General features: G+C 61.3%; 18 protein-coding genes, 1 tRNA gene and 1 other RNA gene. 8 read left to right on the plus strand and 12 right to left on the minus strand.

Annotated features, from left to right (window positions below; all coding sequences use genetic code 11):
- Positions 1–39 precede the first annotated feature (39 nt).
- Genes betA through betI form a run of 3 tightly spaced genes read right to left on the minus strand, consistent with a single transcriptional unit; the run spans position 40 to position 3,871 of the window.
- Complete coding sequence (gene betA, locus ACGLWX_RS00530) at positions 40–1,722, minus strand: choline dehydrogenase (protein ID WP_396236489.1); 1,683 nt, start codon at positions 1,720–1,722, stop codon at positions 40–42.
- Between the two features lie 56 nt (positions 1,723–1,778).
- Complete coding sequence (betB, locus tag ACGLWX_RS00535) at positions 1,779–3,248, minus strand: betaine-aldehyde dehydrogenase (RefSeq protein ID WP_396236491.1); 1,470 nt, start codon at positions 3,246–3,248, stop codon at positions 1,779–1,781.
- A gap of 26 nt (positions 3,249–3,274) precedes the next feature.
- Positions 3,275–3,871, minus strand: a complete 597-nt coding sequence (betI, locus tag ACGLWX_RS00540; RefSeq protein WP_396236493.1) for a transcriptional regulator BetI — start codon at positions 3,869–3,871, stop codon at positions 3,275–3,277.
- Positions 3,872–4,064: 193 nt separating this feature from the next.
- On the opposite strand from betI, the gene ACGLWX_RS00545 reads away from it, so the two are divergent.
- From ACGLWX_RS00545 to ACGLWX_RS00570, 6 genes are all read left to right on the plus strand, one after another.
- Positions 4,065–4,997, plus strand: a complete 933-nt coding sequence (locus ACGLWX_RS00545) for a choline ABC transporter substrate-binding protein (RefSeq protein ID WP_396236495.1) — start codon at positions 4,065–4,067, stop codon at positions 4,995–4,997.
- A gap of 117 nt (positions 4,998–5,114) precedes the next feature.
- A tRNA-Met gene (locus ACGLWX_RS00550) sits at positions 5,115–5,191 on the plus strand.
- Between the two features lie 52 nt (positions 5,192–5,243).
- An RNA gene (ffs, locus tag ACGLWX_RS00555) (signal recognition particle sRNA small type) lies at positions 5,244–5,340 on the plus strand.
- Between the two features lie 121 nt (positions 5,341–5,461).
- Positions 5,462–6,223, plus strand: coding sequence for a DUF3750 domain-containing protein (locus tag ACGLWX_RS00560; protein ID WP_396236497.1), 762 nt, complete (start codon positions 5,462–5,464; stop codon positions 6,221–6,223).
- 73 nt (positions 6,224–6,296) lie between these two features.
- Positions 6,297–6,695: an antitoxin Xre-like helix-turn-helix domain-containing protein gene (locus tag ACGLWX_RS00565; RefSeq protein WP_396236499.1), complete on the plus strand. Its 399-nt coding sequence runs from the start codon at positions 6,297–6,299 to the stop codon at positions 6,693–6,695.
- Between the two features lie 20 nt (positions 6,696–6,715).
- Positions 6,716–7,393 (plus strand): RES family NAD+ phosphorylase, encoded by a 678-nt coding sequence (locus tag ACGLWX_RS00570; RefSeq protein ID WP_396236501.1) that lies wholly within the window; start codon positions 6,716–6,718, stop codon positions 7,391–7,393.
- A 9-nt stretch (positions 7,394–7,402) separates the two neighbouring features.
- On the opposite strand, the gene mntR is transcribed toward ACGLWX_RS00570, so the two are convergent.
- The 5 genes from mntR to ACGLWX_RS00595 form a co-directional block, all read right to left on the minus strand.
- Positions 7,403–7,879, minus strand: a complete 477-nt coding sequence (mntR, locus tag ACGLWX_RS00575) for a manganese-binding transcriptional regulator MntR (RefSeq protein ID WP_396236503.1) — start codon at positions 7,877–7,879, stop codon at positions 7,403–7,405.
- 216 nt (positions 7,880–8,095) lie between these two features.
- A complete protein-coding gene (locus ACGLWX_RS00580; protein ID WP_396236505.1) occupies positions 8,096–8,434 on the minus strand; it encodes a P-II family nitrogen regulator in 339 nt (112 codons plus the stop codon).
- A gap of 23 nt (positions 8,435–8,457) precedes the next feature.
- Entirely contained in the window at positions 8,458–9,228 is a 771-nt protein-coding gene (locus ACGLWX_RS00585; protein WP_396236507.1) for a DUF1538 family protein, read from the minus strand.
- Positions 9,225–9,986, minus strand: a complete 762-nt coding sequence (locus ACGLWX_RS00590; protein ID WP_396236509.1) for a DUF1538 family protein — start codon at positions 9,984–9,986, stop codon at positions 9,225–9,227. Before ACGLWX_RS00590 ends, ACGLWX_RS00585 begins: the two co-directional genes overlap by 4 nt.
- A gap of 81 nt (positions 9,987–10,067) precedes the next feature.
- Positions 10,068–11,462 carry a GntP family permease gene (locus tag ACGLWX_RS00595; protein ID WP_396236511.1) on the minus strand — a complete coding sequence of 465 codons (1,395 nt, stop codon included), beginning with the start codon at positions 11,460–11,462 and terminating at the stop codon, positions 10,068–10,070.
- A 217-nt stretch (positions 11,463–11,679) separates the two neighbouring features.
- On the opposite strand from ACGLWX_RS00595, the gene ACGLWX_RS00600 reads away from it, so the two are divergent.
- The gene (locus ACGLWX_RS00600; protein WP_396236513.1) at positions 11,680–13,026 is read left to right on the plus strand and encodes a Na+/H+ antiporter family protein; all 1,347 of its coding nucleotides are present in this window, start codon (positions 11,680–11,682) and stop codon (positions 13,024–13,026) included.
- Between the two features lie 68 nt (positions 13,027–13,094).
- Here the strand turns inward: ACGLWX_RS00600 and ACGLWX_RS00605 are convergent, their stop codons facing one another.
- From ACGLWX_RS00605 to ACGLWX_RS00620, 4 genes are all read right to left on the minus strand, one after another.
- Complete coding sequence (locus tag ACGLWX_RS00605; protein WP_396238140.1) at positions 13,095–13,832, minus strand: RNA methyltransferase; 738 nt, start codon at positions 13,830–13,832, stop codon at positions 13,095–13,097.
- A 168-nt stretch (positions 13,833–14,000) separates the two neighbouring features.
- The gene (gene groL, locus ACGLWX_RS00610) at positions 14,001–15,644 is read right to left on the minus strand and encodes a chaperonin GroEL (RefSeq protein ID WP_252108657.1); all 1,644 of its coding nucleotides are present in this window, start codon (positions 15,642–15,644) and stop codon (positions 14,001–14,003) included.
- A 59-nt stretch (positions 15,645–15,703) separates the two neighbouring features.
- Positions 15,704–15,997, minus strand: a complete 294-nt coding sequence (locus ACGLWX_RS00615; RefSeq protein WP_252108658.1) for a co-chaperone GroES — start codon at positions 15,995–15,997, stop codon at positions 15,704–15,706.
- Between the two features lie 233 nt (positions 15,998–16,230).
- On the minus strand, positions 16,231–16,767 hold the full coding sequence (locus tag ACGLWX_RS00620) for an FxsA family protein (RefSeq protein WP_396236515.1): 537 nt from the start codon (positions 16,765–16,767) through the stop codon (positions 16,231–16,233).
- A 121-nt stretch (positions 16,768–16,888) separates the two neighbouring features.
- Here ACGLWX_RS00620 and ACGLWX_RS00625 point away from each other — a divergent pair, with 121 nt between their 5' ends.
- Positions 16,889–17,650, plus strand: a complete 762-nt coding sequence (locus ACGLWX_RS00625) for an SDR family NAD(P)-dependent oxidoreductase (protein WP_396236517.1) — start codon at positions 16,889–16,891, stop codon at positions 17,648–17,650.
- The last annotated feature ends 11 nt before the right edge of the window (positions 17,651–17,661 follow it).

Below are 17,661 nucleotides of genomic sequence, written 5' to 3' on the forward strand. Positions count from 1 at the left end.
AGTCGCGGCGCAGAAGGAATCTTCAGGCAGTCGAAGGCGTTATCTGTTGGGCGCTTGTCGCGCCGGCGCGCTACCGGCCACGTAGTAGTCGACCCGCTCGCGCGGCAGTGGCGTTCGCCCACGAATTCGATCGGCGATTTTCTCCGCCAGCATCAGCGTTGGCGCGTTCAGGTTGCCGGTAGGGATCAGAGGAAAGAGCGAGGCGTCGACGACTCTAAGCGCCTCGAGCCCGTGAACGCGGCCCTGGCCGTCGGTTACGGCGTCAGGGCCTTCGCCCATTTTGCAGCTGCCGCAAGGGTGGTAAGCGGTTTCCGCGTGCTCGCGCACGAAGGCATCCAGCGCCTCGTCGCTTTGCACTTCCGTGCCCGGTGCGACTTCGCGGCCGCGGTAGGCATCGAAGGCCGGCTGGTCGATGATCTGGCGGGTCAGGCGAATGGCGTCGCGAAACTCCTCCCAGTCCTTCTCTTTCGACATATAGTTGAACAAAATGCTGGGCGCCGCGCTCGGGTCTTTCGATGTCACGCGCACGCGACCGCGGCTTTCCGAGCGCATCGAGCCCACGTGCGCCTGAAAGCCGTGGGCCTGCACCGCGCTTTTACCGTTATAGCTGATGGCGATGGGCAGAAAGTGGTACTGAAGATTCGGCCAGGGCTCGTCGTCTTTCGAGCGAATGAAGCCACAGGCTTCGAACTGGTTGCTCGCGCCGACGCCGGTGCCCTTGAACAGCCATTCGGCGCCGATTTTAGGCCGGTTGTACCACTTCAGCGCCGGATAGAGTGAAATCGGCTTTTTGCACTCGTACTGGATGTACATCTCCAGATGATCCTGCAGGTTTTCGCCAACGCCCGGGAGCGCGTGAACGACCTCGATGCCGAGCTCTTTCAAGTGGCTTGGGTTACCCACGCCGGAGCGCTGCAGAATTTGCGGCGAGGCGATCGCGCCAGCGCACAAAAGCACTTCGCGTTTGGCGCGCACCCGGCGCGTCTGCCCCTTGCGCTGGTAGCGAACCCCTACCGCGCGCTTGCCCTCGAACTCGATCACATCGGTAAGCGCGTGGGTTTCGATGCTCAGATTGCCGCGCTTTTTGGCAGAATCCAGGTAGCCTCGGGCGCTGGAGGCGCGCCGCCCCTTGGGCGTGACGAAACGGTCCATCGGGCCGAAGCCCTCCTGGCGGTAGCCGTTGACATCAGCGGTCTCGGCGTAGCCCGCTTGCTTGGCGGCCTCGATAAAGATGCGATAGAGCGGGTTGTTGTCACTTTTGGGCGTGGTGATACTGACCGGGCCGTCGCCGCCGTGGTAGGCGTTTTCGCCAATGTCGCGGGTTTCGCACTTTTTGAAGTAGGGCAGACAGCTTGCGTAGTCCCACTCTTCCAGGCCCGGCTGTTTCGCCCAGTGATCAAAATCCAGGGCGTTGCCGCGGATGTAGCACATGCCGTTGATCAGCGATGAGCCGCCTAGGCCCTTCCCACGCCCACACTCCATGCGTCGATGGTTCATGTAGGGTTCCGGCTCGGTCTCGAAGGCCCAGTTGTAGCGTTTGCCCTGTAGCGGAAAGGCAAGCGCCGCCGGCATCTGAGTGCGAAAGTCGAACCGGTAATCCGGGCCGCCGGCTTCCAGCAGCAGCACGCGCGTACCCGCGTCTTCGCTCAGCCGCGCGGCCAGCACGTTACCCGCTGAGCCGGCGCCGATAATGATGTAGTCAAACTCGCCTTGCCAGGCCATGAACACCTCCCAAAATCGAACCCGTGAAACCCACCTGGCGCTTGCCGCTCAAAACGTTAGAAAACCGAGGCGAAGGGCCCCATTTCGATCTGCACCGATTTGGTCTGGGTGTAGTGGTAAAGCGTCTCGACGCCGTTTTCGCGGCCGATGCCGGAAGATTTATAGCCGCCCACCGGCATCTCGGCAGGGGAGTCACCCCAGGTATTGACCCAGCAGATCCCCGCCTCGAGCCTATGGATGACGCGGTGGGCGCGGTTGAGTGACTCGGTGAACACGCCTGCCGCCAAACCATAGTCGGTATCATTGGCGCGGCGAATCACCTCGGCCTCGTCATTGAAGGCGAGGAGCGACATCACCGGGCCAAAGATCTCTTCACGCACGATACGCATGTCATCCGTACAGTCGGTGAAGACGGTCGGGGCTGCCCAGGCGCCTTTGGCGTACGCGCCTTCTTCCCACGGATTGCCGCCGACGAGCACCCGTGCGCCTTCCTCTTTCCCAAGCGCGATGTAGGAGAGCACTTTCGCCTGGTGCTCGAAGCTCACCAGCGGGCCGAAATTCACTGCCGGATCGAGCGGGTCGCCCGCTTTGATACGCCGTACGCGCTCGACGAGTTTGGCCTCGAAGTCCTGCTTGACGCTCGCCTCGACGAACACTCGCGTGCCGTTGGTGCAGACCTGACCGCTGGAGTAGAAGTTGGCCATCATGGCGGCGTCCGCGGCGCGCTCGAGATCCGCGTCGGCGAAGACGATCAACGGCGACTTCCCGCCAAGCTCCATGGTCACTTCCTTGAGCGTGGAGCCCCCGGCGGCGGCCATCACCCGTTTCCCGGTGCCCACCTCGCCGGTGAACGACACCTTCGCGATGCCGGGATGCTCGGTCAGCATCGCTCCGACCTGGCCGTCGCCCTGCACCACGTTGAACACGCCGTTGGGCAGGCCGGCCTCGGTGAAAATCTCGGCAAGCTTCAACGCCGAGAGCGGGGTGACCTCGCTTGGCTTGAATACCACCGCGTTACCCGCGGCGAGCGCCGGCGCCGCTTTCCAGCAGGCAATCTGGATCGGGTAGTTCCAGGCGCCGATCGCGCCGATCACGCCCAGCGGCTCGCGCCGGGTATAGACGAAAGAGTCTTCGCGCAGCGGAATTTGGCTGCCTTCCAGCGCCGGGGCCAAGCCAGCGAAGTATTCGAGTGCATCGGCGCCGGTGGCGATATCCACGCTCGCGGTTTCGCTGATTGGCTTGCCGGTGTTTTGGGTTTCAAGCCTTGCCAGCTCGTCGTTGCGCTCGCGCAAAAGCGCCACGGCCTTGAGCATCACACGTGAGCGCTCCATACCCGTCATGGCCGCCCACGTGCGCTGGCCCTGGCGTGCCGCTTCGACGGCGCGGTCAACGTCATCGCGGCTGGCCTGGCCCACCCGAGCAAGCGTTGCGCCATCGAAGGGGTTGATGACATCAAACGTCTCATTTGAGGTCGCGGCGACCGCGCGACCATTGATGTAAAGCGGCTCGATGTGTTCGGACTTCATAAAAAACTCCCCCAATGGCGGGTGTGTCAGGTAAATGAGTAAGCGGTCAAAAGCCGATCCAGGTGCGCAAGTGCCAGGTCTCGAGCGGCATCGGCGTCGAGGCCTTCGGGGGCGAGGGCGCCGCGCAGCCAGAGCCCGTCAATCAGCGCGGCCAGATCTCTCGCCGCGTTTTTCGCCTGCTCGCGCGGCATCGTCTTGCAGAACTGATAGCAAAGGTTGGCGTAGAGGCGGCGATCGTTGATGGTTTGCAGCCGCGCCAGCGCCGGGCGGTGCATGCTGCTGGCCCAGAACGCAAGCCAAGTCTTGGCCGCCGGGCCGCTGATCTGGGAACGATCGAAATTGCCTTCGATGATCGCGCCGATCTGCGCGCGGGCGCCTTGCTCCTTCAGTGCGCGGCGACGCCGGGCGACTGCCTGGCTCAAATCGGTCAGGATCTGGCGCATGGTGGCCTCCAAAAGCCCGTCCTTGCCGCCGAAGTAGTGGCTGATGATCCCTGATGAGACGCCGGCGTGGCGGGCGATACGCACGATGGTGACCTCGCTAAGCCCGACTTCGTCGATGGCGGCCATGGTGGCCGCGATCAACTGCTGACGGCGAATGGGCTCCATTCCCACTTTGGGCACGATGACCTCCCTGGATCGATAAATACCGGTTAATTGAAAGACGAGGCACTGACGACTCGATTTGAAGTTTCGTCCCGGTCGTGATGTTCTTATAGCGTAGCGTTTGTTTATTGAACGTTCAATCAATAAAAATCGCGTTCACTTGACCGCCCTATAGCGGCTAAGCTAGACCGACACCCACAGGAGATAGACGATGAGCAATCTGAAAAAGGCCCGCTGGGGCGCACTGGCCGTCATGACCGCGCTGCCCGCGGCGGCGATGGCCGATGAATGCAGCACCGTGCGCTTTGCCGAGGTGGGCTGGACCGACATTACCGCCACCACCGCCATGGCCAGCGAAGTGCTCGAGGCGCTCGGATACGAGCCCCGCGTGGACACGGTATCGGTGCCGATCGCCTATGCCGGCCTGCGCAACGACGACTTCGACGTATTTTTGGGCAACTGGATGCCATCGATGGCCTCCATCAGCGACCCGTACGTGGAAGACGGCGACGTGGTGCGCCTTACCGAAAACCTGGAAGGGGCGAAGTACACCCTGGCGGTGCCGCAGTACGTATATGACGCCGGCGTGACCTCGGTCAACGATCTGGCCGAGCACGCCGACGAGTTCGACCGGCGTATCCACGGCATCGAAGCGGGCAACGACGGCAACGAGCTGATCGAGCAGATGATCAGCGACGATGCCTACGGGCTGGGTGATTGGCAGGTGGTCGACTCGAGCGAGGCGGGCATGCTCTCGGAGCTGAGAACCCGCGTGCCCAACGAGGAGTGGATGGTGTTTCTCGGCTGGGAGCCGCACCCCATGAACACCAACTTCGAGATAGCCTACCTTTCGGATGCCGACGACTATTTCGGCCCGAATCTGGGTGGAGCGACGGTTTACACCAACACCCGGGCCGGCTTCGTTGAGCAGTGCCCCAATGTCGGGCAACTGCTCGAGAATATGAGCTTTACCCTCGAGATGGAAAACGAGCTGATGGCCTCGATCATGGATGATGGCGTAGCCGCCCGTGACGCCGCCAACGCCTACCTGAAAGAGCACGATGACCTGCTGGCCGAGTGGCTCGACGGCGTGACCACGATCGACGGCGACGAAGGGCTGCCCGCGGTGCGCGAGGCGCTTTAAACTCAATGCTTTTAGCAAAGCCCGTTGAGTTTTAACCACTTGGCGAAAAAGGCAGGCCATTTTGGCTTGCCTTTTTCCTTTAGAGTGGGCATACTCTGCACCCGCTGATGAGGCAAAGGCTACGTAGCTCAGCTGGTTAGAGCACATCACTCATAATGATGGGGTCCCCTGTTCAAATCAGGGCGTAGCCACCACATCACGCATGATACAGCCGGTCTTTAAATGTCTGTATCACTATGGTGGCCCCTTAGGTCCTCCCGCAACGCGAAACTGCAAACCCCGCCAGGCCCGGAAGGGAGCAACGGTAGTGGTGGATGCGTGTGCCGGGATGTGGCTTTTGGGGCCGCCTCCAGTTTTACCTCCCTCCTTTTCGTATTGACCTCTTTTTGACTCCTTTCATTCGTTGAACCGCTCGTTGCGCGCATTCGATACGATGCCGTCGATACGGTGATTCAAGGATCGTCATGAAAACGCTTTTGCTGTGGCTTTTAACCTGCGTGCTGATGCTGGCGTTGCTATTGGCCGGCCCTGCTTGGCTACTTTTGACCGACCGCGTCGAAACCGGTGATCACTGGTCCAGCGCCAACCGCGATTCCGCAGGGCTTGCGCCGCTGCCCGAGGCGTACGCGCCGGCGGTGGTGCAGGTATATGCGGCGCGAGCGTTTAGCTGGCGCGGGGCGTTTGGCGTGCATATCTGGATTGCGACCAAGGCCGAGGGCGCGCAGAGCTACCGGCTGCATCAGGTGCTGAGCTGGCGCCGACCCACGGTGGTATCGGCCATTGATACGCCGGATCGGGCCTGGTTTGGTCAGGCCCCGACCCTACTGGCAGATTACCGCGGCAGCAAAGCCTCCCGGTTGATTCCGCGCATCGAGGAAGCCGCTACCCGCTACCCACAGGCTGACCTCTATCGCGTGTGGCCAGGGCCCAACAGCAACAGTTTCATTGCCTGGCTGGTGCGCCAGATCGACGGCCTCGACGTGGCGCTGCCGGTAACGGCGGTGGGCAAGGATTATCTTTTTGGCGGCTGGTTCGCCCCCGCGCCCAGCGGCACCGGCTATCAGCTCTCAATGGGTGGTGTGTTTGGCGTGATGTTTGCCAAGGAAGAGGGCGTCGAGCTTAATCTGTTAGGGCTCAGCCTGGGCGTGGATGTGCTGCGCCCAGCGCTAAAGCTGCCCGGGATTGGTCGGGTCGGTATGTCGCGCCCAGTCATTCGGCAGGAATGAACCGTCGCGCTTTTTATTTGCAGATACTTTTTTATTCAATTAGTATTTGCAGATAAGGTTTTGGAGCGTAGCGATGCAAACAGCCACCCGTCTTGAAGGTAATAAAGCCGCCGCTGCCGTCGGTTTAAAGGCCGCGGTGCGCATTCTGGAAAAATGGCAGGCCAGCAACGAGCAGGGCGAGGCGATTTTGCGCGTTTCGCACTCGACCTACGCCCGCGCAAGGCGAGGTGATCTTGCCGAGATCAAGCTCGATAGCGACCAGCTCACCCGCTTAAGCTACCTGCTCAACATCCACGCCGCGCTACGTACGCTGTTCGAGAATCCGGAGAACGTTTACGGGTTCGTCTCCATGGCCAATCATAATCCTTACTTCAACGGCCGAACGCCGCTCGACGTGATCGGCGGCGGTGACTTCGCCGCGCTGTACGAGACCTTCAAACGCCTCGACAGCCTGCGAGGCGCGCAGTGGTAACGCCCCAGGAGCTTGCGCCGATGGCGTCGAACTCGGTGATCGGGTACCGGCTGATCAACAGCAAGTTTCCGCCCATCGCGCTCTTTGACGACGTGGCCGACCCTGACGAGTTCGAGGCGCTTTATCAGCTGCAGACGTTGACCAACCCGCGCCTGTGTAACGAGCTGGGTAACCTGGCGCTGCTGGCGTTGGAGGAGATTCCCTTTCGCATTCGCGGCTGCTCCTACGCTGCGGCCGCGTTTACCCACGTCAACCCGGATGGCTCACGCTTTAGCGACGGCAGTTTCGGCGTGCTCTATATCGCCGATACGATGGCCACCGCCATTGACGAGGTTAGCCATCATCAAACGGCGTACTGGGAGCGCGTGCCGGCGCTGCGTTATGAACGCTTCGTGTTTCGCGGGTTACGCTGTGCGTTCGATGAGAAAGGGTGTCGCGATGGGCTTGCGCTTGAAAGCGACCACTCGATTTACGACCCGAATAGCTACACCGAATCGCGGGCGCTGGGCCATGCGCTTCGCCGCGCCGGGGAGCCAGGGCTTCGCTACCGGTCGGTGCGCCGCGAAGGAGCGGTGTGCTGGGCACTGATGACCCCGCACCGAGTAGAAGATATCGTGCAGACCACGCATATCGAAATGGTCTGGAACGCGGGGCTGACTCAGGTGAATCGACTCACGACCCTTGGCCCTCGCGGGTAAACGCCTGGCCTAGTGGGTGTGGTCGTCGGTAAAGCGCTGCATGATGGCGAGCGTTTCGTCGCTGACGTGGTGCTCCATGCCTTCGGCGTCGATACGCGCGGTGCTGTCAGGCACGCCGAGTGCGCGCAAAAAATGAAGGACGACGTCGTGACGGCCGCGGGACGTTTGGGCCATCTTTCTGCCTTCGTCGGTGAGAAACAGCGAGCGGTAGGGCTGGCTCGTTACCAGCCCCAGCTCGTTGAGCCGACGAATCATTTTCGACACGGTCGCCTGGCTGACCGCCATGCGGTTGGCGATGTCCGCCGCGCGCGCCTCGCCCCGGTGATCCAGCAAATCACCGATGAGTTCGACGTAATCCTCGATCAGTTCGGTTTCATGAGCGTTGCGCACCGTTTCGTACTGGCGCGCGTGCTGCTCGACCGGCGGTAGCGCATCGTGGCTGGGTCCGCCCTTGAGCGAGCGGCGCGGCGTGGATTCATCACTCATTGGCAGGACTTACTGACAGTAGATGGAAAGTGTTGCGTGGCGCTGACGTATCGTCCCCGATAGGGTTGGCGAAGTCCGAAAGATCGTCTCAAGGCTTTCGCAAAGCCGCCCACGTTTGCGGGCATACTAGCACATCAAGGCGCCGGGGGCGGAGCAGGTAAAGCGTTGGTGATAATTTCTACCCTGAATTGTGGTCATGTGGGCTGACACGCCGACCTAGTCGCGCTCGTTGAGCGACTGAATCTGGCTTTGTACGCCCAGCGCTTCCTCCACGTCGAGCTGAAAAGCGATGCCGGTTCCCGGGGTTTCGTCGAACTCGCCGGCGTCGGCGATCGAGTCCAGCACCGCGCGGCTTTTTTGCGCATCGACCAGAAACAGCAGTACGTCGCGCTGGGCGGTGATCTCGATGCCCAGAAAGCCGCGCACCTGATGGCGACCTTCGCCGCGGGCATTGTTGATCACGGTGGCGCCGGTGGCGCCGGCCTCGCGGGCGGCGTTCATGACCCGGTCGGTGAGTGCATCTTCCACCAGGGCCACGATCAGTTTGAAGCGCATGCTCATCTCCTTTCTATTTTGTGTCATGGGCGTTGGGTGTCGAGGCGCTTTCGCCTGGCGAGTAGCTGGCTTATCCGGGCGTAAGCCATGACGCTCATGATCGGGAACAGGCAGGCCAGCGCGATCATGCCGAAGCCGTCTGCCAGCGGGCTGCGCCCTGGAATGGCACCGGCGATTCCGAGCCCGAGCGCGGTGATGATCGGCACGGTGATGGTCGAAGTCGTCACGCCGCCGGAATCGAACGCCAGCGGTACGATGGCCTTTGGCGCGCGCAGCGTCTGAAGAATCACAAGCAAATAGGCGCCAATGATGAACCAGTGAAGCGGCCAGCCCATGACGATACGCCACACGCCCAGGGTAATGCCGACCGCCATGCCAAGCGCCACCGCGATGCGCAGCATCAAGGGGTTTAACGTGCCGCCGGAGATCTCGCCCGCTTTTAGCGCCACCGCCATTAGCGCCGGCTCGGCGATAGTGGTGCTGGCGCCGATGGCAAAGGCGAACAAATACACCCAGTAATAGTCGCTCCAGTGGCGCGCCGCACCCGGGGGCAGCTCGGGCAGAAATTCCGCATGGGTCAGCTGGTGGGCCATCAGTTCCCCCAGTGGAAACAGCGCGTTTTCGAGCCCCACCAGAAACAGCGCTAGCCCAAGCCACACCATGACGAAACCCAGCGCGATTTGCGCTGGCCGCTTGAGCGGCTTTCGAATCACGCCATACTGAAAGCCGAACACGATCAGCACGATCGGCGCGATATCGCCAAGCGTTCCCCAAAGGCTTTGCCAGAGGTTCACAGCCCACCCCCTGTGAAGGCGCCAAGACCCAGGATGCCGAAAGCGAGCACGAAAATGATCGGCATGATCGAGGCCAGCGCAATCAGCCCGAACCCATCGAGCATCGGGTTTCGCCCCTTGATGCTGGAGGCCAGGCCCACGCCCAGTGCGGTCACCAGCGGTACGGTGATGGTCGAGGTCGTCACGCCGCCGGAATCGAAGGCGATGCCGACCAGCTCCTGGGGCGCGACCAGGGTCAGCAGCAGTACCAGCACGTAGCCGCTGACGATCAGCAGCGGCAGCGGCCAGCCCTTGATGATGCGTATCACGCCGAGTACGACCGCCGCGCCCACGGAGAGCGCCACTACCATCCTGAGCGTCAGCGCAAAACGGGCCTGAGCGGTCTGCTCGAGCAGCCCGGCGTCAAAAAGCACCTGCCCGGCTCGCGCGGCTACCGCGATCAGCGCGGGCTCGGCCACGGTCGAGCCAAAGCCGAGCGCGAAGGCGAAGAGCAGCAGCCAGAAAAGCGAGCCCTTGGTGACGAAGGCTTGGGCCAGGCGCTCGCCGAGCGGGAAAAGCCCGAGCTCGAGGCCCTTGATGAACAGCGTCAGCCCCAGCAGCACGCAGGCCACCCCGAGGGCAAGATCGGCGAGCGCAAACGTATCCGGCAGCGGCTGGCGAATCACCACAAGCTGGAAAAAGCCCATCACCAGCACGATCGGCGTTAGATCGCGCAGGCTATTTTTGAGCTGATGTAAAAGAGAGAGAGCGAAAAGCATCGGTCACGTCCTGGGGGCGTTGTGTCATGTTACCCAACGCCCCGCTACGGTTTATGACCTGGGACAAGCTTTCTGGTGGGCCTAAAAGCTTCCGAACAGCGTACCCAGCGTAATGACGCTGACGAGTGCGGCGATCGGCAGTACGATCGTGACCATGGCGACGTTGGCGTAGGACTGACGATGAGTGAGCCCGCAAATCGCCAGCAGCGTAATTACCGCACCCGAGTGAGGCAGAGTATCCATGCCGCCGGCGGCCAGTGTCGCCACTCGGTGCATCAGTTCCGGGTCGATACCCGCCTGCTGAGCCATGGCGAGATATTCGTCGCCCAGGGTTTGTAACGCAATCGAAAGCCCGCCGGAGGAGGAGCCGGTGATACCGGCCAGCACGCTCATGGCTAGCGCCTCGGAAATCAGCGGATTGCCGGGGGAGACGTTGAGCACCGCGTCGCGAATCAGGGCGAAGCCCGCCAGGCTTGCGATCACCGCGCCGTAGCCCACTTCCGAGGCGGTGTTGAAAATCGGCAATAGCGAGCCCAAGCAGCCCTTGTTGACGGTCGCTTTCAAATCCGCCCAGTGGCGCCAACGAGTGATCATAAGCCAGGCCGAGGCGCTCAACAGCGCGATTAGAATTGCCCAGAGGCCGGCCTGGCTATCGGCGGAGACGTCATCGAAGGCGGCGTCGATGAAGCTCAAATCCAGCGCCGGGAACACGCCGTAGGTGAATAGCGCGTTGAGTCCGATCACCATGACCAGCGGAATCAGCGCCAACGGCAGCGCCATGGTCGCCGCGGGGGCATCGTCTGGCGTGTCCTCGCGCTCCTTTTCAGTATGCGTGCCGTAACCCTCGCCGTTGGCGCTGGCCTTGCGAACTCTTGATTGAAGGTAGGTGATGCCCAGCCCCAGCATGATCAAGCCGCCGATCACCCCAAGGCCTGGCGCGGCGAAGCTGTTGGTGCCGAAGTAAGGAATAGGGATGGCGTTCTGGATCGCCGGCGTGCCGGGCAGCGCGGTCATGGTAAAGGTAAACGAGCCCAGCGCAATGGAGGCGGGAATCAGACGCTTGGGCACGTTCGCTTCGCGAAAGAGTTCCCGGCTGATGGGGTAGAGCGCAAACGCCACCACGAACAGCGATACCCCGCCGTAGGTTAGCACCGCACAGGCCATGACCACGGTGAGCACGACGTGGCGCGTGCCGAGGCGTTTGACGATGCCGGTCGAGATGGCGTGCGCCGCGCCGGAGTCCGCCATTAGCTGGCCAAACAGCGCCCCCAAAATGAACAGCGGAAAGAACTGGGTCACGTAGCCGCCCAGCGCGCTCATGAAGGTGTCGGTGTAAACCGGCAGCAAAAAGGCGCCGTCGCCGGAAAGCAGCACCGCCAGCGACGCCATCAAGGGCGCCAGCAGCAGTACCGAAATCCCGCGGTAGGCCAACAACATCAGTAAAACGAGAGAGACGATAATCGCCAGCATGCTCATGGATAGCCAGGCCCTTGATGATTAAAAGTAACGATCGAGGCGAAAGCGTAGGTGTAATGCTGCAGGGCAGCAATGGCGGGGCGACTAAAGTCGTAAGCAAGTTAGGAGGGCTAGGCTAAGGATTAGCCTGCTAAAAAGACGGCGCATCTGCTAAGATTCGCCACCTTCTGCTTGGATGCAAGCTTCAATCACGCTTTTCAAGGCTTTGGGTAATTCGATGAATGCAGTCATGATTGCAGTGCTCGTAATGGTCGCACTGTCGCTTTTGCGTGTCTCGGTGGTTTTCGCGCTGGTGGCCGGGGCGCTGGTAGGGGGCCTGGTCGGCGGGCTGTCGCTGGAGGAAACGCTCGGCGCGTTCAACGACGGCGTCGGCGGCGGGGCGCAGGTGGCGCTCGCTTACGCCACGCTCGGCGCGTTTGCAGTCGCGATTTCGCGCTCGGGGCTTCCGGACATGCTGGCCAACCGCCTGATTCGGCTGCTGGGCCAGGAGGCCACGGCGGCGCACCAGAGCCGGGTCAAGTGGATCCTGCTCGGGGCGGTACTTTTGATGGCGATCTTCTCGCAAAACGCCATTCCCGTGCATATCGCCTTCATCCCCATTTTGATCCCGCCGCTGCTGGCGCTGATGAATCGCTTAAAGCTCGATCGCCGGGCGGTCGCCTGCGCGCTCACGTTTGGGCTGACCGCGCCCTACATGCTGCTGCCGGTGGGCTTTGGCGCGATCTTTCTCAACGACATTCTGCTCGCCAACCTCAATAGCGCTGGCGAGCCGCTGGGGCTTGAAATCACCCGCTCGATGGTACCGATGGCGATGGCCATTCCAGTCGGCGGCATGGCCATTGGCCTGCTGGTCGCACTATTTGTGAGCTATCGCGGCGCGCGCGGCTACGCGGAAAAAGAGGTCGCGGCGAGCACCTCGATCGTGTCCACGGCGCCGGCCACGCCCCACGCGCTGGGGCTCGTCATGTCCGGCGTGGCGATCGTGGCCGCACTCGGGCTTCAGCTCTATACCGGCTCGATGATTCTGGGTGGCCTCGTCGGGATCGGTGTACTGTCGATGGGCGGCATCTTTAAGTGGCGCGAGGCGGACGATCTCTTCACCAGCGGCATGCGCATGATGGCGCTGATCGGTTTTATCATGATCTCCGCGGCGGGCTTTGCCGAGGTGATGAAAGCGACCGGCGATATCGACGCGCTGGTCAACAACGCTTTCGAGGTTTTCGGCGACAATCGTGGCCTGGCCGCGCTGACCATGCTGCTGGTGGGGCTCTTCATTACCCTGGGGATCGGCTCGTCGTTTTCGACCATTCCGATCATCGCCGCGATTTTCGTACCGCTGGCGGTGCAGTTCGGCTTTTCGCCCATGGCGACGGTCGTGCTGGTGGGCACCGCCGCCGCGCTCGGCGATGCGGGCTCGCCGGCCTCGGACTCGACGCTCGGGCCGACCTCCGGGCTCAATGTCGACGGTCAGCACGACCACATTTGGGACAGCGTGGTGCCGACTTTCTTGCACTACAATCTGCCGCTGATCGCGTTTGGCTGGCTCGGCGCCATGTGGCTTTGACGCCGTGTTTTAAACGAAAAGGCAGCCTCGGCTGCCTTTTTTGTGCGCTTTTTGTCGGATTGCGCTGCCTATCGATCCCTGGGAAGGTGCGCTTCGAACGCGCTCAAAAGGCCGCGCAGAAGCGACAGCTCCTTGCGGCTGGGCTCGGCGCGGGTAAAGAGCGTCTGAAGCTGCTCTTCGGTGCGGGCGTGGGGCTGGGTCAGAAAGCCGCTTTCGCGCATTAGTCGCCCCAAGTGTGCCTGGAAATGATCGAGCTGCTCGCGCGTAGGCGGCGTGGCCTCTACCGGACGCTGGTAGGCAAAGCCGCTTTGCGGGCGCCGGCGCCAAGCGCGGTGCACCTCATAGGCCAGAATCTGAACCGCCTGGGAGAGGTTGAGAATGCCGTACTCAGGGTTGGCAGGAATGCTGACCTGGTGGGTGCACTCGCGAATCTCATCGTTGGTCAGCCCGGAGCGCTCGCGGCCAAATACCAGCGCCACTGGGGCGCTGTCGGCGTTTTCTACGGCGCTTTGGGCCATCTCGTCGGGCTCGTCGAAGTGGGGCAACGGCAGGCTTCTCAGGCGGGCGCTGGCGCCAATCACCTGCACGCAATCCTGTACCGCATCGTTCAAGCTTCCCACGACGCGGGCGTTCTCCAGTACGTCGGTAGCGCCGGCGGCCAGCCGCGTAGCATCAGTGCTTGGGAATTCGCGCGGATTGACCAGCACGAGATCGACAAGGCCCATGGTCTTCATGGCCCGTGCGGCGGCGCCAATGTTGCCGGGGTGGAACGTTTGAACGAGCACGATACGTATTCGGGAAAGCACGGTGAGCGACCTGGTGGCTTCTGGAAAAACGCGCATGGTAGCACGCTTTGGCGCCGGAAAAGTAAGCGGCGAACCCTGGAGCCTTAACGAAAAGAACCCCGCACGAGGCGGGGTTCTTTAGCGGCTAGCCGAAAGGCTAGCCCAGGGCGTTATAAAGGGTTTGGGGGCTTACATCATGCCGCCCATGCCACCCATTCCGCCCATACCACCCATGTCCGGCGCGGCTTCTTTCTCTTCCGGATCGTCGGCGATCATGCACTCGGTGGTGATCATCAAACCGGCCACGGAGCCTGCAGATTGCAGCGCGGTTCGGGTGACTTTCGCCGGATCGAGTACGCCCATCTCGAACAGGTCGCCGTACTCGCTGGTTTGTGCGTTGTAGCCGAAGTTTCCTTCGCCATCCTTCACGCGGTTGATCACGACTGCAGGCTCTTCACCGGCGTTGGTGACGATCTGACGCAGCGGCGACTGCATGGCGCGTAGGGCCATGTTGATGCCGTGGTTCTGGTCTTCGTTGTCACCGGTCAGGCCTTGTACCTTGGCCATGACGCGAACCAGAGCAGTACCGCCGCCAGGTACGACGCCTTCTTCTACCGCCGCGCGAGTAGAGTGCAGCGCGTCTTCGACGCGGGCTTTCTTCTCTTTCATCTCGACTTCGGTCGCGGCACCGACACGGATAACCGCCACGCCGCCGGCGAGCTTGGCAACACGCTCCTGCAGCTTCTCCTTGTCGTAGTCCGAAGAGGTCTCTTCGATTTGCGCGCGGATCTGGTTAACGCGTGCTTCGATGTCGTTTTCCTGACCGGAGCCATCGATGATGGTGGTGTTTTCCTTGGACATGGTCATACGCTTGGCAGTACCCAGATGATCCAAGTTCGCCTGCTCGAGCGTCAGACCCACTTCTTCGGAAATTACGGTGCCGTTGGTCAGAATCGCGATGTCCTGCAGCATGGACTTGCGACGATCACCAAAGCCCGGCGCCTTGGCAGCGGCGACTTTAACAATACCGCGCATGTTGTTCACGACCAGCGTGGCAAGCGCTTCGCCTTCGATGTCTTCAGCGATGATGGCCAGCGGCTTGCCCTGCTTGGCAACGGCTTCCAGCACCGGCAGAAGCTCACGGATGTTGGAAACTTTCTTGTCGACCAGCAGAATGTACGGGTCTTCGAGCTCGACGGACATGGTGTCCTGGTTGGTGACGAAGTAGGGCGAGAGGTAGCCACGGTCGAACTGCATACCTTCGACCACTTCCAGCTCGTCTTCGAAACCACGGCCTTCGTCGACGGTGATGACGCCTTCTTTACCGACCTTGTCCATCGCTTCGGCGATGATTTCACCGATGCGCTTGTCGCCATTGGCAGAGATGGTGCCGACCTGGGCGATGGACTTGGTGTCAGTGCAGGGCACGGACATCGCTTGGATTTCCTTGACCGCTGCTGCAACCGCTTGGTCGATGCCGCGCTTGAGATCCATCGGGTTCATACCGGCGGTCACGCCTTTCAGGCCTTCGGCGACGATTGCCTGGGCCAGAACGGTAGCGGTCGTGGTGCCGTCACCGGCGGCGTCAGAGGTCTTGGAAGCAACTTCCTTGACCATCTGGGCGCCCATGTTTTCGAACTTGTCTTTCAGCTCGATTTCCTTGGCCACAGAAACGCCGTCCTTGGTCACGGTCGGTGCGCCGAAGGACTTGTCCAGCACCACGTTGCGGCCTTTCGGACCGAGGGTGACTTTTACCGCGTTGGCCAGCGTGTCGACGCCGCGCGCCATGCGTTTACGAGCATCATCTGAAAACTTGACTTGCTTAGCTGCCATGTTCGTTACTTCCTAAATTGAAATAAAAAGTGTGAAAGTAAATGCGCGAGACAGTCGAATTAGCCTTCGACGACCGCCAGGATATCGGCTTCGCTCATGATCAGAACTTCTTCACCGTCGATTTTCTGCTTTTCAACGCCGAAGCCGTCCTTGAAGATCACGGTGTCGCCTACCTTGACATCGAGGGCGCGAACTTCACCGTTATCCAGAATGCGGCCGTTACCTACCGCGAGCACTTCGCCACGCGTAGGCTTTTCCTGGGCGTTGCCCGGTAGCACGATGCCGCCAGCGGTCTTCTGTTCTTCTTCCACGCGACGAATAACGACGCGATCGTGCAAGGGACGGATATTCATGCTCTCGTTCTCCTGAGGTTCGTCAAAGCCCAACGGGCAATTTTAAGTGGATTCTCGTGGCGGGGCCTCGAGAAGCGAAGGCATTTTGCCTTCATGTCAAAGGCAACCGCGTGTGCCGTTGCCGAATCTGTACTGACTCGAAAAGTGGGGGCTAGCGTGGTCCTTTCAAGGCCCCGGTGACAAAAAAATTATCCCGGGCGCCTGGACTTAAGTCTCAAAACCCTCTAACTGGATCAGCGCCGGCGCTGTTCGTCGCGGCTGATGAATTCACCTTCGAGCGTAGTGGGTTCGCGCTCGTCAAATCCCGCGCGATGCTCATTTGAGTCGGCCCGCGACTGACGGTGTGGCTGCTCATGGCCAAACGGCGGCTCATCCGTATGCGGGCCGGTGCGCTGTGACGGGCCCTGCTGATAAACGCTCGCCTTGAGGCCAAACCAGGTAAACGCCCGGCCCATCACCCGGCGGGCGTTGGGAATCAAGCACGCAAGGCCCAATGCGTCGGACAAAAAGCCCGGCGCCATCAGCAGCGCGCCACCAAAAATCAGCGCCGCACCGGTGAAGAGTTCAGAAGAGGGGATCTCACCGGCCTGCATGCGCGAACGTGCCCGCGCCAGAGTCGACACCCCTTCGCGGCGGATGAGATGCAGCCCAATGAAACCGGTGAGCAGCACCAGTATCAGCGTGGTCATTAGGCCGATGTGGCTTCCCACCGAAAACAGCACGACGAAGTCGAGCAGGGTGAAAATCGATATAAACAGTAATATGGGCATGGCTGCCTCCCGCTAACGTTAGTACCCTCTATGGTGTCAAAAAACGCAAAAACAAGCAGCCGCGTGCGTCATCAACGTATCAACGCCGCTTTTAGTCGATGGATCAAAAGGGAGAAGTTAAATGAACGTGGATAATAGGGTGATTGCGATTACTGGCGGGGCCCGCGGGCTAGGCCTGGCCATGGCGGAGCGTCTGGGCAGCAAGGGCGCCAGAGTCGCGCTTTTGGATACGCATCGCGACACACTCGATAAGGCCGTGGCGTCCTTGAGCGAGCGCGGCATTCAGGCGAAGGGGTTCGTGGTCGACGTTTCAGACGAGGCGTCGGTAATCGAAGGCTTTGCTGCCATCAAGGGGGAGCTTGGCCCGGTCAGCGGCTGCGTCAATAACGCCGGTATTACTGATGATGCGATGCTGGTGAAAGCCAAGGAGGGTGAGATCGAAAAGCGCATGTCACTTTCTGGCTGGCAGCGCGTGATCGACGTGAACCTGACCGGCGCTTTTCTCTGCGGGCGTGAAGCCGCCACGCAAATGATCGAGGCGAACCATGCCGGCGTTATCGTCAATATTTCGAGCATTTCCAAAGCCGGCAACATGGGCCAGAGCAACTACGCCGCGGCCAAGGCGGGTATTCATGCGCTGAGCGTGACTTGGGGCAAGGAGCTCGCCCGCTACAACATTCGCGCCGCGACCGTCGCCCCCGGTTTCGTGGCCACCGAGATGACCGCGGCGATGCGTCCGGACATGCTCGAGCGCATCAAACAGAGCGTGCCGCTTAAGGACCTTGGCGAGCCGTGCCACATCGCCCAAAGCGTGGCCTTCGTGTTTGAGAACGACTACTTCACCGCGCGCATTATCGAGTGCGATGGCGGGCTGCGGCTTTAATTGTCAGGCGC

Source organism: Halomonas sp. HMF6819 (assembly GCF_044335525.1).
GTDB lineage: Bacteria > Pseudomonadota > Gammaproteobacteria > Pseudomonadales > Halomonadaceae > Vreelandella.

Excerpts from the sequence above, each read along its gene's own strand:
- betA (WP_396236489.1), bottom strand. The coding sequence starts at position 1,722 with ATGGCCTGGCAAGGCGAGTTTGACTACATCATTATCGGCGCCGGCTCA.
- betB (WP_396236491.1), bottom strand. The coding sequence starts at position 3,248 with ATGAAGTCCGAACACATCGAGCCGCTTTACATCAATGGTCGCGCGGTC.
- ACGLWX_RS00545 (WP_396236495.1), top strand. The coding sequence starts at position 4,065 with ATGAGCAATCTGAAAAAGGCCCGCTGGGGCGCACTGGCCGTCATGACC.
- ACGLWX_RS00560 (WP_396236497.1), top strand. The coding sequence starts at position 5,462 with ATGAAAACGCTTTTGCTGTGGCTTTTAACCTGCGTGCTGATGCTGGCG.
- ACGLWX_RS00565 (WP_396236499.1), top strand. The coding sequence starts at position 6,297 with ATGCAAACAGCCACCCGTCTTGAAGGTAATAAAGCCGCCGCTGCCGTC.
- ACGLWX_RS00570 (WP_396236501.1), top strand. The coding sequence starts at position 6,716 with ATGGCGTCGAACTCGGTGATCGGGTACCGGCTGATCAACAGCAAGTTT.
- mntR (WP_396236503.1), bottom strand. The coding sequence starts at position 7,879 with ATGAGTGATGAATCCACGCCGCGCCGCTCGCTCAAGGGCGGACCCAGC.
- ACGLWX_RS00580 (WP_396236505.1), bottom strand. The coding sequence starts at position 8,434 with ATGCGCTTCAAACTGATCGTGGCCCTGGTGGAAGATGCACTCACCGAC.
- ACGLWX_RS00590 (WP_396236509.1), bottom strand. The coding sequence starts at position 9,986 with ATGCTTTTCGCTCTCTCTCTTTTACATCAGCTCAAAAATAGCCTGCGC.
- ACGLWX_RS00595 (WP_396236511.1), bottom strand. The coding sequence starts at position 11,462 with ATGAGCATGCTGGCGATTATCGTCTCTCTCGTTTTACTGATGTTGTTG.
- ACGLWX_RS00600 (WP_396236513.1), top strand. The coding sequence starts at position 11,680 with ATGAATGCAGTCATGATTGCAGTGCTCGTAATGGTCGCACTGTCGCTT.
- groL (WP_252108657.1), bottom strand. The coding sequence starts at position 15,644 with ATGGCAGCTAAGCAAGTCAAGTTTTCAGATGATGCTCGTAAACGCATG.
- ACGLWX_RS00615 (WP_252108658.1), bottom strand. The coding sequence starts at position 15,997 with ATGAATATCCGTCCCTTGCACGATCGCGTCGTTATTCGTCGCGTGGAA.
- ACGLWX_RS00620 (WP_396236515.1), bottom strand. The coding sequence starts at position 16,767 with ATGCCCATATTACTGTTTATATCGATTTTCACCCTGCTCGACTTCGTC.
- ACGLWX_RS00625 (WP_396236517.1), top strand. The coding sequence starts at position 16,889 with ATGAACGTGGATAATAGGGTGATTGCGATTACTGGCGGGGCCCGCGGG.